Here is a 14,393-nt window from a genome sequence, read left to right as displayed (position 1 = left end):
TATCAATTTTTGTTTTTAATAAAGGTTTGAAATACATTCCAGAAGCCCTCGAACTCTGCGGTTATAATAGGTTCATCTAATTCGGTTGTTTCTTCTTTCAGGCGTTGAATTAAAGTATCAATTGATTTTAACTTATCCGGAAAACGGCTGGATGCTATGAGTAATTTTTCATAAACGGGTGTACCTGTAAAAGCCCACGCATCATTTCCATTTGCAGATGTTTTATCCTTATTTCCTTTGGCATTACCAATGAGGTCGGTTTCTTCACCGGTTAATAAGAATGTGAGGTATTTTAAAAACTTCTCTCTGCTGTCAATGATGGCGGAGAATATTTTATTGAGCCTACTGTTTGGTAATTCAATTTCCATTGGCAGTAGAAACTGACTGTGAACATGGCCATCTTTTGCAATTTCAAATACTAAAAATATACTCAATGCTGTTTCGGCATATCCGCCAAAATTTTCGATGCTATTTGTTTTTTCCGGATTAATGGCTACACCTGCTTTTTGGTTTTCAGGAAGGGGCTTTAACTTTACTTCAAATCCTTTGGGCAATGTCAGGTGGCTTGCATCAATCTGTATAGTGAGGTTATAAGCTGTGCCGCCTTCAATTAATGTTGCTGTACCTTTTATTGTAAGCTGTGTTAAATCATATTTGATTTTGCGGATGGCTAAATCAATATTCTTTTGTTCTTCTACCGAAACTCTTGCTTCAAAAGTGTAAGGCGTAAATAAAGTAATGCCTTCTGATTTGGCAGGATCTGTAAGGGCTTTAAAAATGTCTTTGGTTTTTAAGCCAGCCCAATTTCCGGCCTTTAATTCAACCATAAATTCTACATTCCTACCCTGAGCTGGGTCACTGCAATTGGCTGAACCTAAATACCAATAAGGCACACGGTCTTGCATGGCCACAAAAAGCTTTGCATGTAAACTCTGTGAAAGTGGAGGCGTTCCATCGTCTTCTAATTCCTGAAAATACTCTGCTTCCTGAAAGAAGGTGGAAAACTGCCAACAGTCAAGAAGGTTCAGTGTTTCCTCATCCACAGCATCCAATTCTTCTTTTCTGCTTAACAGGTACGGAGTTTTGCTGGTGGCTTCATAGATGCTGTTCAATGTTGTTTTATCTACGAAGGGTGAAACAATCAGCATTTCTTCCCAAAGGTTTTTGCCCGCTGTAATTGGGTTGGTATAAGGCTTATTTGTTTCTGTATTAGGTATGCCTATTGGAACAAATTTGAACGCATCAAATTTTTCAGGCAGGTCGAATTTTACTTTTAGTAAATCATTCAGAAATGCTGCCGGTATGGTTTTCTTGCCAGTAGTATTCAGGTATTGTAAAAAATGCACCAATGGTTTATTCTTAGGCTGCTCTTTGTCCGACACTTCACCATCTGTTGCAAAAGCCATATCCCAATCACGGGCAAAGGTTAGGTTGCGACTTGTAACCAATACCCTATACTTAGGAGTTAAACCTTTGCCTTCATACCTGATTACCCAAACTTTTGGATGAAATGAACTTGCATGGTGAGGCATGGTAACAGGCTGAATACCCTTTTCCCAGTATGCCATCAGGTGATGGTATTTCTGCGGTACTTTCAACTGCCCGTTTTGATAGTACACCGTAATTTTATCTGCTGCTTTAGTAATGGCATCTAACATATCGTACCTCAATTCATCAGCATTACTATCTAATTTTTGAGCATAAAACAAAGCCACAGGTAATATCATCAGGGCTTCGAGGTCTAAGGAATAAGATGTGCCAATAGCATAGGCCAATTCATACCCATCTGGTGGAATGAGTTGATCGCCATAATCTATTCTATTGTGTTTAGGGTGCAGCATCTTAGTTATTTATTCCTGTTCTAATATCTTTTAAAATGGTTCGTGCCTGAAAAAAGCGGTAATCAAAATGCCTTAACCCAAGCCAATTATTTTCTTTTACATCATCTGTTTTTTTCCAACGCAAACGGGCTTTGCCACCTTTTACCATTGCTTCCTGTTGTTCTATCAGGGTATCTCTTTTCTTTACATCCTTGCATCCGTTTTGTGTTTGTTTCCACCAGTCTTTTACAAACTGAACTGTTGTTGACTTTGTAGTGGTGGCGTAACTGAATAGTATATCGGGATTAAAGTTGGAATAGTCGAGCATATTATCCTCAATGCCGTCTATCCACTCCTGGAAATCATCGTCAAAGTGATCGCTATTAAAAACCTTGTGGTGCAATTGGCAGTTGTATGCCAAATGTGCACCATACATTAATTCAGAAAAGTCGTGGGCTAAAATGAGCATTGCTTTCAGTTTATCTGAAAGTGGAAGTGACAATGCAGCTTTTGCAAACTGCATAAAGTTTTCAGCTTGTATAAATATTTTCCAGAGCTTGTCTTGTTGCAAGAGTTCTGCAATCAATTTGCTTTTGGCAATGGATAGTATGCGGTCCTGAAAAAATTCAGCTTCCCCTTTATCCAATTCAAGCGTTAGATTTTCACTCCAGTTTAATTTAGGCGATACTCTTATCTTAAATACATTCTCATGTTCCGCATCTGCATCATCGCCTGTAGTATCATCACCTTGCTGCACTGAGGAAAGTAATGTTTCCATTGAAGGATTGACAGACTGCCTTAAAAAACTATCTGCTGCCAACCCGTTCGTATTAATGAATTGATAAGTGTACAAGCCATTCCAATAAATAGCCGATGGCCGCCTTACGATTTTGTTTGGCTTACGTTTACTGATACCTATTACACCATTGCCCTCCTGATACTCATATTGCTCAGCCAATGCCCACATAATATCGTACTCTTTATCTTCCAGAAATTTAGAAGGTGTTTTTCCCCTGCGTTGTGCTGGTTTGGTGGCTTGATAATCGTATAAAATATATGGAATGATAAAAAAGTATTTAGCCCGGGTTTGGATGGTAGAGATACCCGGAAATAACTGATTGGCCAAGGCATCACGGATAGTACCCATGCCCAACTCATCTACCATGCCTTCAGGACGTAGCAGGTCTAAAACCGATCCTACCCGGTTTCTGTCGTTAGTTGAAAAGTCTATCCAGCCTATTGTTGCCATTATCTATTTTTGTTTTGGAATGAGCACTAATTAAGGATTTGAACCATCAAATAATATTTCTCCATTATCTTCAAATGTTATCCCTTTGAGTTGCTTATCCGTAATTAGCTTATTTATTTTACCATCTTCAGAGACAACTTTTAATATTGGACTGCCTGTTGCTTCGATTACAAGAGGAATAGAAATTTCCCTGAATTTGATTTTATAATTGATCTCGTCTATTTTTTCTTTTATTCCATTGAATTGAATAAATGCATCGTCAACTTGCCATTTACCTGAGATTTCATTGTTGTTCTCTGAAGCAGAGATATAAATAGATTTATCTAATGGCTTGTAAAACTCATACTCCCCAATGTAATTATCTAAATCATCATGAAGGTATCCTTTGCAATGAATACTTGATTCGTCATAATAAAATTCTGTAGCACTTTTTAGACCCGTTGGAATGTTATATTCTTCAGTCCATTTTCTGAATGCTTCATCCGAAATGCACGGATTAAAAACTGTTCCATTGGGGTCAATCTCATATGAAATAATATCAATTTCAATTTTTTCTAATCGACCTTTTAGATCCCCCGAAGTTGAAGGCACTAAATGATATAATGAAAGTTTGGTCGAACGAGGGTTTTCGCTAGAAGCTTTAGCTTTCTTTTTGGCATCCCTGGTATAATTAGTTGCCGAGAAAAAGTAACCTTCATCGAAGTCTAATTCAAGCAACGCTCCTGCAATTTTATCGAGTTCAGGCCGTTTGACTTTTCTATTTGCTGAAGTAAAATCTTTTGCCTCTATCATTTTAGAACCAGTTAATTCATATAGACTTGCATCAATCTGATATAGATTATCGTCATACTCCCCTCTTTTTCTTTCATCAAGAATTACTTTTTTCTTAAAAAGAATCTTAACAACAGCCCCAACAAGCATTTCATAAGATTTACCCTCCTGAGTTGGATAATATCCAAAAAGGCTAAAAAAAACTTCGTCAATTTTCGAAGGTTTATAATAAGGAGTATTTGTTCTATTCATTTTAAATCAATTTTGTTTTAGTTCAGTAAATATTCCATTCGCCTTCACCTCCAACTTGCCACTAATCAATCTCGGCAACAGCCTGTCTCTGATTTGGCGGAGTTGGGTATTTTGTTGTCCTAAAATGGCAATTTGTTTTTGCATGAGTATCGCCTTATCATGAAAGGATTGCATCAATTCATCTTTTGGCAAAATGATTTGCTGAAACTTTAAGAAAGGCTCAAACTGATAGTTGCTTATACCAGTTGATTGTACCTGATAGGCTTCAATCATTCCTGTATCGTATAGGTAGTTCAGAAAATAATAGAGGTAGAGGGAAGGAATGCATGTTGTGCGAATTTGTTTGCAGAAACTTGCTGCCATTACTTTGTCGCCATACGCATCCAACATTTCCTGAGTGATATAGCAAGTGCGGCCTAATGGCTGCCCTTCACTACCTCCGGCAGTTTCAAAAACCATATCGTCTTCAATAAGCTCTCTTGATTTCATGTTGGAGGCTTTGTGAAAACGGTAAACATCCTGATTTGCTTGGCCTGCTCTTACTTTAGGAATATCAGTACCTCTAATAACATAACCTGCAACCGAAAATTGATTGTCTTTATTGTCATTACCCCAGCCACCGCCAATATGATAGTCGATAATTTTTCCAATTGGTTCAATTCGCCAATCAGTTGGTATTCCCTTCTTGAATTTTGCTTTTTTGTATTCGGGAAACCGCATCCGCACAAACCATTCTTTGTACAACTCACGGGCTGTTTCTTCCAGCAGTTTGATGCGATCGTTGTTTACTTCTATTAAATCATCATAGGCAGAGAGGATGGAGGCGATATGTTGTTGGGTTTTAGGTTCTGGTATTGAAAGCTTCATTTTTTTAAAATCCTTCAATACTATTCGAGGTAATGCTGATCCAGAAACAAAACTTTCCATCATCCCTTTTACTGATGGAGTTCGCAATAAATGCATGAAATACTCGGCCTCGATTTTATTTTTATCCGGTCTTAAAATAGCTATTGAGGAAAGTATTGCTTCTTCTTTTTCTTCTTTGCAAACAAAAACATGTTTTAAATAACTCCCATCTTTCGCAATTAAGACGTCACCTTTCTTTGGCTTACAGTCGCCTCTTTCAAGTTTAAGATAGTCTTCTTTAGAAACTCTTTTCACATCCGAATAATCGAAACCATTTTCTGTCATATCCTTAACAGAAAACATAGGATAACCTTCGGTTAATTCCTTTGGACTAAAGTGCGACCCATCAGTAACCTTAATGCACAACTCACCTATAGTATATTCTTTCCAACTCATGATAGACTTATAAGATTATTTTCGATTGTTTCTTCCAAACCCTTTCCTTTCATATTTAGTTGAGCAAATAACTGATGCCTTTCCTTCATCTCTGATAAAAACTCTTCCTCCGTTAAACCATCTTCCTCAATCACCACACCGACATAGCGGCCGGGGTTCATGCTCCAGTCTTGCTCTTCTATTTCAGCAAAAGTTGCGGCCTTGCATAAGCCGGTTACATCTTCGTACACACCATTGGGGAAGCGTTCGTTCAGCCATTTTATTTGTGCTTCAAAATAAACTTGCTTATCGTGTAAAGCCTTGTATAGCTTTTCGGCTTCTTCTACTTGTTTTTCCCAACGCTTACTGTCTCTTTCTTCGGCCTTGCTATCAGTTGTATTTTCAGGCTTTTCTTTTTTGAGTTGCTCCACTACTTTTAATTGAGCTGCTGCTTGATTGGCATAATCATCAGCCTGGGCTTTGTACTTATTCAATAAAGCAGTGAGGCGGTCGGTTTCGCCACGAAACAAACGGAAAATGGTGGCAATGTTTTGTATATGCTCTTCGGTAAATTCACGCAAGGCACGGGTAACCTGCCTGAAAGTATTCCGGGCATCTACAAACAATATTTTATGCTCAGTACCTGCATTGCTTTTATCAAAAAACCAAAGTGTAGCAGGTAGTGTAACGGTGTAAAACATATTCTTGGGTAGCGTAAGCATCCCATCTATCACACCGCTTTTCACCAGGTTCTTTCTAATATCGGCTTCGCTATTACGGGCATCGCTGGCACTGTTAGCCATTACCAAAGCGGCTCTGCCTGTGGGTTTCAGTGAAGTAGCAAAAAGATTAATCCAGAGGTAATTGGCATTGGGTACGGTATTTACATCTTTCTCCTTACCCTTTTTGGCGGCACTTTTGGTTTTGTTTTGCGGTATGCCGTATTCGTTAAAACGGGTTTGGTTCTTTACCCTGTCCAGGTTTACATCATCCACATTGAAGGGAGGATTGGCCATCACATAATCAAACTTTTGGTAGCTGTTATAGGGGTCTTCATAATAGCTATTGGCAGGTTTTATTTCGCCACGCAAACCATTTACTGCAATGTTCATCCGGGCCAGTTTCACCGTTTCCGGTGTTCGTTCTGCACCATACACCATCAAGTCTTTGGTATCGGTATCATGCAATTCTTCTCTTCTTCTATCAACGAAATAAGAGCTTTGCACAAACATACCAGCACTGCCACAGGCCGGGTCGAAGATGGTTCCTTTATAGGGTTCAATTACTTCTACCATCAGTTTTACCACCGAAGTTGGCGTAAAGAACTCACCACCACCTTGTCCTTCTGCCAATGCAAACTCACTCAGGAAATATTCATACACTTTACCAAACACATCACCGGTGGCATCTTCAGGAATATTGGCAAATATTTTCAATAACGATTTTGGCAATGTTCTATCATCAGGCGAATACAGTTTAAAGTATTCGTCTTTGGGCAAGACTGTCGAGTAGTTCAGGTTTATACTTCTCAATTTCTTCCATTGCATGTTTGATGGCCTTAGCAATGTCCTCTTCTTCTGGCAATGCAAGCAAGTATTCGTATTGAGCTTCCTTTGGCAAATAAAAACCACATTTGGCAATCGCAATTTCTGATTCACTTTGCTGCATACGGCTGCCTTTCTGGGCTTTTAATTCGGCTTCAATTTCAGGCTTGATACGGTTATAACGGATAGATGCAAACCGCAGGAATATTAAACCCAAAATAGGGGTAGCATATTCACTGGCCTTCAATCCACTGTCCACACGAAGCTTGTCTGCTGCCTGCCAGAGGGTGTTCTCTAATTCTTTAAGTTGGTCTGCTGTCATTACTTACGTTTTTTTCTATTTATATTTTTCTCTGCTACCTGCATGGCTTCATTCGCAAGTTTCTCATCTTTTACGACTGCATAAATTTGGTCGGCTAACCATAGCGTCATTAATTCATCGCTACTGGCTTTGAGTATATCGGCAATTATGGGTATCTGTTCCCGTTTGAGTTGCCGCAACCCTTTTTCAATTTTACTCAGTTGAGCCGTGTCCATTTCAAGCAATGGTGCAACCTGCCGCAGATATAAATGCTGCTTCTCTCTGAGTGTCCTGACTCTCTCACCAAATTGACTTTTCATCGTTTTAATATTGACTTGTCAAATATTGGCAAATATAAGAAAACAAAAGAAAAGTATTACTAACAAAATTGGCAAAGTTGCAAACCTTGCAAAGTCTGCAAAGAGGGTAATGGTTGCAAAGGCAATGGCAAGAAAAAAGCCCCCGAAGGAGGCTTTTGAATGTATATGAAATGAATTGTCGCTATCCCTTATGACCTGGCGAAAGCCAGCAGCAAACTGTAATCTCCTTTATCGGCAGTTTTAACAGCTTTAAGGTAGGCTGTTCGGGTATCGCCTTCGCTGGAAAGATTGGCAGCCCCCCAACTAAAAACAGGCAGTTTGTATATTTTTTCGATGATAATATCGGCCATTAACCGGCTATGCCGCCCGTTGCCGTTTGGAAAGCAATGAATACTTACAATGCGGTGCTTGAACCTTACAGCAATTTCATCGGGTGGGTAGGTATTGTTTTCGTGCCAATACTTAGCATCATCCAGCAGGTATTTAAGGTCGGATGGTATTTGCCATTTGTCAACCCCAATGTTCTTGTTGGTTTTCCGGAACTCACCTGCCCATGCCCATACATCGGCATACATCCGCTTATGTACTGTGCGGATAAAGTCTTCGGTAAAAAGCACCTCCGGCTTAAAGGAACGCCCTAATGTCCATTGTACTGCCTGTTCAATATTCTGTTGCTCAAACTCGTCTAATTCGCCACGGGTGGCAATGGTTGGAATAAGCAGGCCATCTTTTTCTTCTTCGTCTAAGGGGGTTTGTCCATCTATGTAGTCTAAATCTAATCCCATAAAATTTTAGGCATTTCGTTTTTAATTTCTTCAGCTCTTTCTTTGATGGCCTTTTCAATACGCTTGTTGGTATTGCCCTGGTCTTCGAGCTTCATGGTATTAGAAGTACGCAATACAATTTTGGTGGCCAGTTCGGTGGCCCTCTTTTCAATTAATGCGTCCAATGATCCATCATTTGGAACAAAGCCATATACCAATTGCATATCCAATGCCCGGGCTATTTCTTTCAGCGATTTGATGGTGATGGACCCGTCTTTTTCCCGCTTTTCTATATCCAGTATTCCCTGCTTGGAAACATTCAGCTTGTTGCCTAATTGCTGCATAGACATGCCAATGGCGGTGCGGATGGCTTTTATCCAACCGGTGGGTGGAATGGCTACCTGCTTGAGTGAAGCAAAGCCCAGCATTTTGCTGTTTAGCTGTTGCAATTGAAGTGATTTCTTGCCCATAAAGTAAAGTTATATATTGACTTTGACAGGGCAAAAGTAAAGCTAATACTTGACAATTACAAGTAGATAGTAAAGTTATTACTTTACTTTATTTAGCATTTGGTAAAGTTATAGCTTTACAAAGCTGGCTACCTATACAGTTTAAACAGTTGATTGATAGCGATTTTATCCGTTTTTTAAATTCTTTGGTAGTGTCCTGCCTTTATTCTGGTAAGGGAAACACCGGTGGCGGATTTCAGCACATCGTCCACTGTACGGGCTGATAGTTTGAATTTTGTGCCTATTTCGGTGGCTTCTTTACGGGTGAACTCTTGTGGCAAAGCCTCAAAAAACCTGCGTTTGCCATCGCCAGACTGGAACTGCATGGGTTCGTTCTGCTTGGGCAGGTTGTTGAACATAAGGAGGCTGTGGTCTAAGTAGGTTTGTACTATCTGCATAACGGTATTAAAATCTTCATCGGTGCAAATGATGGTGGAGGACATTTCACCATTCTCAAACTTTCGGAGGGCTGAAAATATCATGCAGAGCCTAAAAAATATCAAGCCCAAGCGGTACACCACTCCGGCAGCATCTTCGCTGGTAAAGGTTACCACTTCTGAAAGCATTACAGGAAAATCGGTATTGATGCGTTGCCATTGCTCTTCGGTTAATTCAACGGTGGTAGGGGAAAGTTCCAGCAGGCTAATCAGTTCCAAGACCTGCACAGAAAGGGCTTCAAAGTGATCGTTGTACACCACGCCATTGCTTTTGGGTGAAGGGTCTTGCCACTCAATGCAGTTTTTATAGGCATAGAACAGGAAACGGCTGAACAGGCCATCCTCTGCGGAGGAAAGCAAACGGGGAGCCTGTGCCGGTGTGCCTGACAAGGCCACTGCCAAACGGGGTTCATTGATTTCATCGTACTGGTTATCGGTTTTACGGGTACTGGAAACTGTTTCGTGATGGAAGGCTGCCCTGAGGATGGTAGAGTAATCGCCCCAATCCTGCTTTTTTGCCCCACTCATGGTATCGGCTTCGGTTTCGCAAATAATGCCCTGGCCATCGTTGGCTTTCAAATGTTCTATCATCCTTGCCTTGCTGCAATCGGCAGGAATGAAAATGATTTTAAACGGTGGTGCTTTTGGCTTTTCGGGACTTGGTTCACCTTTTTTGCGGCTGCGTTCCAACTGTTTGAAATCGGACATTTCGTTGTCGTGTATCTTTTGAGCATCCCTGCTTTGCTGCAATATCTTTTGATGGTATTTGTCGGCCAATCGTTTGGCGTTTTTCAACACCCCTTTGCCACTTGCTGCCGGGGCAATAATGAAAGTGTACAGATGCGGATATACTCTTTCCTGAAAATACACCCCTGTAACATTGGGCAAACATCCGCTGATGATAGAGATTGCACCAGTAAAGAAAACATCCCGTTTTCGTTTGTCGGTAAATGCCCTTGCACCATCCTTTAGCAATAGTGGCAAAGCATCATACACTGCATCGGGAATGGTGGGAGTGGTTTTTAAATAATCTTCCAAAGGGTCTTCTTCGGGCAATGGCTGCAACTGCTTTGCAGGTTGCAACTTTGCAGTGTTTGCAAACTTTGCAAACTCGCCTGAATGGTGGGTGTATGCACTTTTTACCGCCTCTTTAATTTCTCTTTCAGGTAGGTCAAAATGTTGCGTACATAAAAGTTCAGTATCGGACTGCGATAAACCAGCTCTGTTGCAATTAGAAGCAAGCCGATAAATATAATTGTTCCTGTTTCCATCGGTGTATTGTGTTTTTTGATTGGTAAATTGAATTTGTTGATTGAAAATAAAAGCGATGTTCAGATCCTCTTCGGGTTCTTCCTGAACTGGTGGGATTACCGGCTGTGCTTTTGGCTGCGCATCCGGTTGGGTGAAGATTTCGGGTAACTGTACTTTGAACTTTTCGTTACGGATGTTCTTAAACAGCCCAGGGTGATAACTCATAAAGCAAAGCCTTGTAATGTCTTTGCAGCTTGGGTCTGCTTTTAAACCTGTTGCTTCTTCGTAATGCTTCTGCACCTGCAAATAGGCAATGTCGTGGTGTTCAATTTCAGTATTCACCTCAATGAACACTTTAAGGCCGTTACCGCTTGGGCTGATAAAGCATAAGAAGGTGTAAGGGATTTCAGCAATGACTTTGAAAGCTGCATCCAACTGTTCCGGTGTCAGCTTGTCAAAATCAAGATGTACAAAGCCGCTGTACATTTCAAGGAAAGGCATTTGCCTTTTCTCGCTGAATACTGCGGATGGAGTGAAGGCCAACAATTGCTTTTTCTTATTGGCAGCTTCTTCCGTTTTGCCTTGTTCCAGCAATGCCCTGATTTCTTCAACCTCCGCTTTGTATTTGCCGGAGGCAATATCATTGGCTATTAAAAGCAATGATTTCTTTTCCACCGGCACGGTGAAATTTTTAAATATGGTACTTGATGCCATTGTTCTGTTCTTTCAGTTAATAAAAAAATCCTACTTCTTGCGTTTGTTGCGGATAACATAATCGGCAGCCATCTGATCAATTTCATCTGCTGCTGATTTGCGGTTACGTTGTAACCAGGTATCCAACTCCTCCCGTTTGAAGTAGAGTTTTTTGCCCTGAGGACAGAAATGGGGAATGTGCTTTGTACTGGTGAGTTTGTACAAATGCGATGGGCTTACATCTAAATATTTGCAAGCCTCATTAAAGTTCAGTACTGTTTTTTGTAACAGGTTTTGCTCATCCAGCTTGTTAGCGATTTCGGTGAGCTTGTCTAAGATTAATTCTTCGTGTGCCATCTTTTTTTATTTTAATGAATGATGGCACAAACCTCTTAAATGCAAGAGGGGCAATGGTTAAGGGGTTAATCCCTTACTCACATTACTGAATAATCTTAATGTTTTTTATTGCAGATGTTTAAAAATCTTGTCAATGTTTGCCTTTTCCTTTGGTTCAATTTTGTTCTTTGAACCACTTGCTGAAAGGTTGTTTGCAGTTATCAGTGTATCCTTTTTGGAATAGAAGATTTTTGACTTTTCAATGTTCGACAATGACAGGCTATTGAAGTAAGGTGTAAACTTATCAATGCAATAACGGAAGTGTTTTGTTTCGCAGCCTAATTGAATTTTAACTGCACCGGGTAATATGCTTTTTGCTGTTAATGCCTTTATCAATTCATCAGCACTGGTAACATCATCATTCAGTAATTCTATTTGATGGCACAACTGATTTACTACCGTTGTGAGCTTTGCAATATCATCCTTGAAACCAAAGTGAATTGCTTCCTGGTTGCCGTTGTATTCGGTGCTGCCTTTTTCATCTGCTGCTGGCGGTCCTAACATACTCTAATTGCAGAACGGTGGACAATGGTTCTTCCAAATCCAACACATAAAAATCTTCAATGGTTGTTGTTTGTGAAAGGCTTGCCTTGAACTGTTCCTGTATGCTGAAATAAAGCTGAATGAGGCTATGTTTTAAGTAATACAAAGCGAAGTGAACAACGCTGCTTTGTGCATCAGGAACCGTTGTAAAACCCTGCTCATTTAATTCTGTGGTAACCTGCTTGGCTAATACTCTCACATTGGTAAGGGTCTTGCCAACCTGATAGCGAATATCAACTAACTCTGTCCAGTTTGCAGCTTGCTGCAATACTGCATTGAAAACACGAAGTGTTTCTGCTGTGATTACGAAATAATAAAAGTGGGTAACGGCATCTTTATACTTTGGCAAATCGGTTTTGTATAAAAGCTGCTGCAATGCTGTGTTGCCTATGGTTTCATCCGCCACTATTTTTTGAAGCGAAGGGTAATCAACCAACAATGCTGTGAGTTGCGAAAGCAACTCTGCATTGGTACTGGGTGAAGCTGCTTTTGCAGCTTTCACCAATTCAGTGAACCGCCTTGTGTTGGTGGTGTCTAATTTCCACGGCTTCAATACTCCGTGCATGATGCTGTCTAATACTTTTACTTCCATCGCTATAAGTCTAATTTAATTTTATTGGCTGCCTCCTGTTTTTTATGGTCAATTACCTTAGCGTAAATTTCGGTTGTTTTTAAATGCCTGTGACCTAAGAGTTTTGAAACCGTGTAAATATCTGTTCCCAATGTAATTTGTAAAGTGGCGTAGGTGTGCCTTGCACAGTGAAAAGTGATGTGCTTGGTGATACCTGCTTTCATTACCCATTCACGGAGTTTTAAGTTATGCCAGGCACTGTAATACAATCCTTCAAATACTTTATCATCCTGCTTTCTTCTTTCGCCTAATAGCGAAAAGGCTTGTTCTGAAATGGGCAATGTTTCTGCTCCCTTTGTTTTCTTCTGCCTGAAACGGATGTAATACCCGGACTGCTCGGAGTGCTGCACTTCTGACCAAACTAACTTTTCAATATCCGACCAACGCAAACCACTCAATGCAGAAAAGATGAAAGCATTTTTGAGCACCGGCATTTCACACTCCACTTTTGCTGCTGCCTGTAATTCTTCCAAAGTGAGAAACTCTCTATCAGGATCATCTGACCTGATGCCCTCCACCTGGTTTGCCGGATTGGTTTGTATGATGCCTTCTTTTACTGCTTCCTTCAAAGCTGCGGTTACCTTGCTGAAATAGGAGGACTGTGAATTTTGCGAAAGGTGTTTATTGGTTTTACTCTTGGCTTCGGATATGAGATAGGTTTTAAAATCTTCCAGCCAGTTTTTATCAATGTCTTTAAATGATGCACCGTTCTTGGCAAACTTCTTCAAGTGTTTCAGCACACTATCCCAATTGCCCCAATTACCCTCGCTGCCTTTTCTTTTCTCGGTTAGCCTTTCAAAGTAGGCAATGAAACTGCCTTTGGCTTTATCGGTATCCCGAAAGCCATATTCTTCATTCTTTATCTGGAGCAATCTTTTTGACCGGATGGCTTCTGCCAGGATCATTGTTTTACGGTTCTCTTCCTTCTGCTCTTTGGTGAGCTTGCCTTTCTCCGGCTCGGGTATGATGTATAATTGCAAATACTCATAGTCTCTTTTACCATCACCATAGTAATCAAGATACAGGCTGATTTTATCGCCCTTTTTGCGTTGTCTTAAAGTTACTGTCATGCTTCAGTTAATTTGAATAGTTCGTTGATAGCTGTTCGGGGGATACGGGTACTTCTGCCCAACTTTCCTGCTTTTAGTTCGCCTTTGTCGATGAGCCTGTAAATGGTCCATCGGCTGGCGTTGATTAACTGGCAGGCTTCATCTACGGTTAGAAATTCCTTTTGGGAAATGGCAGGGTTGTACATGGCTTTCTCGGTTTCTTCCTTGATGGCCACTTCAATTTTTTCATCCCGCTTCCGTTGTTTGTATGCTCTCTTGGCACAGGTATCTGAGCAAAACTGTGTAACAGTAGTCTTGGCGGTAAACCGGTTACCGCAGTGCTGACAAGTTTTTTGTAGACGAATGTTGCTGCTCATTTTGTTGCCTGTTGTTGCTACATGTAGCAGCTTGTAGCTGTATGTAGCATGTTCTCTCCCGAGTGTTGCCTGATTTGTGGGCAACAAATCTGGGCAACAATCAGGCAACAAATATAGGTAAAAAAGTGGAGTTGGGCAACAAATAAAAGAAAGATAAATCAGCTTAAACCCAATAAAAACAAGCATTTATGAAACAAAGGAAAGA

General features: G+C 40.5%; 13 protein-coding genes and 1 pseudogene. All 14 read right to left on the bottom strand.

The window, feature by feature from the left end:
• Positions 1-2 precede the first annotated feature (2 nt).
• On the bottom strand, positions 3-1,841 hold the full coding sequence (locus V9G42_09410) for a phospholipase D family protein (protein MEI2759628.1): 1,839 nt from the start codon (positions 1,839-1,841) through the stop codon (positions 3-5).
• Between the two features lies 1 nt (position 1,842).
• Positions 1,843-3,069 carry a DUF6361 family protein gene (locus tag V9G42_09405; GenBank protein ID MEI2759627.1) on the bottom strand — a complete coding sequence of 409 codons (1,227 nt, stop codon included), beginning with the start codon at positions 3,067-3,069 and terminating at the stop codon, positions 1,843-1,845.
• 30 nt (positions 3,070-3,099) lie between these two features.
• Positions 3,100-4,092: a hypothetical protein gene (locus V9G42_09400; GenBank protein ID MEI2759626.1), complete on the bottom strand. Its 993-nt coding sequence runs from the start codon at positions 4,090-4,092 to the stop codon at positions 3,100-3,102.
• A gap of 6 nt (positions 4,093-4,098) precedes the next feature.
• Positions 4,099-5,394 (bottom strand): restriction endonuclease subunit S, encoded by a 1,296-nt coding sequence (locus V9G42_09395; protein ID MEI2759625.1) that lies wholly within the window; start codon positions 5,392-5,394, stop codon positions 4,099-4,101.
• Positions 5,391-7,239: pseudogene (locus V9G42_09390) on the bottom strand (class I SAM-dependent DNA methyltransferase). Before V9G42_09390 ends, V9G42_09395 begins: the two are co-directional and overlap by 4 nt.
• Positions 7,239-7,538 (bottom strand): helix-turn-helix transcriptional regulator, encoded by a 300-nt coding sequence (locus tag V9G42_09385; protein MEI2759624.1) that lies wholly within the window; start codon positions 7,536-7,538, stop codon positions 7,239-7,241. Before V9G42_09385 ends, V9G42_09390 begins: the two are co-directional and overlap by 1 nt.
• Before the next feature lie 188 nt (positions 7,539-7,726).
• A complete protein-coding gene (locus V9G42_09380; GenBank protein MEI2759623.1) occupies positions 7,727-8,323 on the bottom strand; it encodes a mobile mystery protein B in 597 nt (198 codons plus the stop codon).
• Positions 8,314-8,772, bottom strand: coding sequence for a mobile mystery protein A (locus V9G42_09375; GenBank protein MEI2759622.1), 459 nt, complete (start codon positions 8,770-8,772; stop codon positions 8,314-8,316). The genes V9G42_09380 and V9G42_09375 overlap by 10 nt, the downstream gene beginning before the upstream one ends.
• Positions 8,773-8,948: 176 nt before the next feature.
• Positions 8,949-11,213, bottom strand: a complete 2,265-nt coding sequence (locus V9G42_09370) for a DUF3987 domain-containing protein (GenBank protein ID MEI2759621.1) — start codon at positions 11,211-11,213, stop codon at positions 8,949-8,951.
• 30 nt (positions 11,214-11,243) lie between these two features.
• Positions 11,244-11,549 (bottom strand): helix-turn-helix domain-containing protein, encoded by a 306-nt coding sequence (locus V9G42_09365; GenBank protein ID MEI2759620.1) that lies wholly within the window; start codon positions 11,547-11,549, stop codon positions 11,244-11,246.
• A gap of 105 nt (positions 11,550-11,654) precedes the next feature.
• Positions 11,655-12,092, bottom strand: a complete 438-nt coding sequence (locus V9G42_09360) for a DUF6617 family protein (protein MEI2759619.1) — start codon at positions 12,090-12,092, stop codon at positions 11,655-11,657.
• A complete protein-coding gene (locus V9G42_09355; GenBank protein MEI2759618.1) occupies positions 12,067-12,723 on the bottom strand; it encodes a hypothetical protein in 657 nt (218 codons plus the stop codon). The genes V9G42_09360 and V9G42_09355 overlap by 26 nt, the downstream gene beginning before the upstream one ends.
• 2 nt (positions 12,724-12,725) lie before the next feature.
• The gene (locus V9G42_09350) at positions 12,726-13,832 is read right to left on the bottom strand and encodes a site-specific integrase (protein MEI2759617.1); all 1,107 of its coding nucleotides are present in this window, start codon (positions 13,830-13,832) and stop codon (positions 12,726-12,728) included.
• On the bottom strand, positions 13,829-14,374 hold the full coding sequence (locus V9G42_09345) for a helix-turn-helix domain-containing protein (GenBank protein ID MEI2759616.1): 546 nt from the start codon (positions 14,372-14,374) through the stop codon (positions 13,829-13,831). Before V9G42_09345 ends, V9G42_09350 begins: the two co-directional genes overlap by 4 nt.
• Positions 14,375-14,393 lie beyond the last annotated feature (19 nt).

The organism is Bacteroidia bacterium (assembly GCA_037045145.1).
GTDB lineage: Bacteria > Bacteroidota > Bacteroidia > AKYH767-A > OLB10 > OLB10.
Note: the sequence above shows the minus strand (reverse complement) of the source record. Positions and strands in the feature narration are given on the sequence as shown.

What these genes read in the sequence shown, in the direction of transcription:
- V9G42_09405 (MEI2759627.1), bottom strand. Translation starts at nt 3,069, where the DNA reads ATGGCAACAATAGGCTGGATAGACTTTTCAACTAACGACAGAAACCGG.
- V9G42_09395 (MEI2759625.1), bottom strand. Translation starts at nt 5,394, where the DNA reads ATGAGTTGGAAAGAATATACTATAGGTGAGTTGTGCATTAAGGTTACT.
- V9G42_09400 (MEI2759626.1), bottom strand. Translation starts at nt 4,092, where the DNA reads ATGAATAGAACAAATACTCCTTATTATAAACCTTCGAAAATTGACGAA.
- V9G42_09350 (MEI2759617.1), bottom strand. Translation starts at nt 13,832, where the DNA reads ATGACAGTAACTTTAAGACAACGCAAAAAGGGCGATAAAATCAGCCTG.
- V9G42_09380 (MEI2759623.1), bottom strand. Translation starts at nt 8,323, where the DNA reads ATGGGATTAGATTTAGACTACATAGATGGACAAACCCCCTTAGACGAA.
- V9G42_09370 (MEI2759621.1), bottom strand. Translation starts at nt 11,213, where the DNA reads ATGGCATCAAGTACCATATTTAAAAATTTCACCGTGCCGGTGGAAAAG.
- V9G42_09345 (MEI2759616.1), bottom strand. Translation starts at nt 14,374, where the DNA reads ATGCTTGTTTTTATTGGGTTTAAGCTGATTTATCTTTCTTTTATTTGT.
- V9G42_09410 (MEI2759628.1), bottom strand. Translation starts at nt 1,841, where the DNA reads ATGCTGCACCCTAAACACAATAGAATAGATTATGGCGATCAACTCATT.
- V9G42_09360 (MEI2759619.1), bottom strand. Translation starts at nt 12,092, where the DNA reads ATGTTAGGACCGCCAGCAGCAGATGAAAAAGGCAGCACCGAATACAAC.
- V9G42_09385 (MEI2759624.1), bottom strand. Translation starts at nt 7,538, where the DNA reads ATGAAAAGTCAATTTGGTGAGAGAGTCAGGACACTCAGAGAGAAGCAG.
- V9G42_09375 (MEI2759622.1), bottom strand. Translation starts at nt 8,772, where the DNA reads ATGGGCAAGAAATCACTTCAATTGCAACAGCTAAACAGCAAAATGCTG.
- V9G42_09365 (MEI2759620.1), bottom strand. Translation starts at nt 11,549, where the DNA reads ATGGCACACGAAGAATTAATCTTAGACAAGCTCACCGAAATCGCTAAC.
- V9G42_09355 (MEI2759618.1), bottom strand. Translation starts at nt 12,723, where the DNA reads ATGGAAGTAAAAGTATTAGACAGCATCATGCACGGAGTATTGAAGCCG.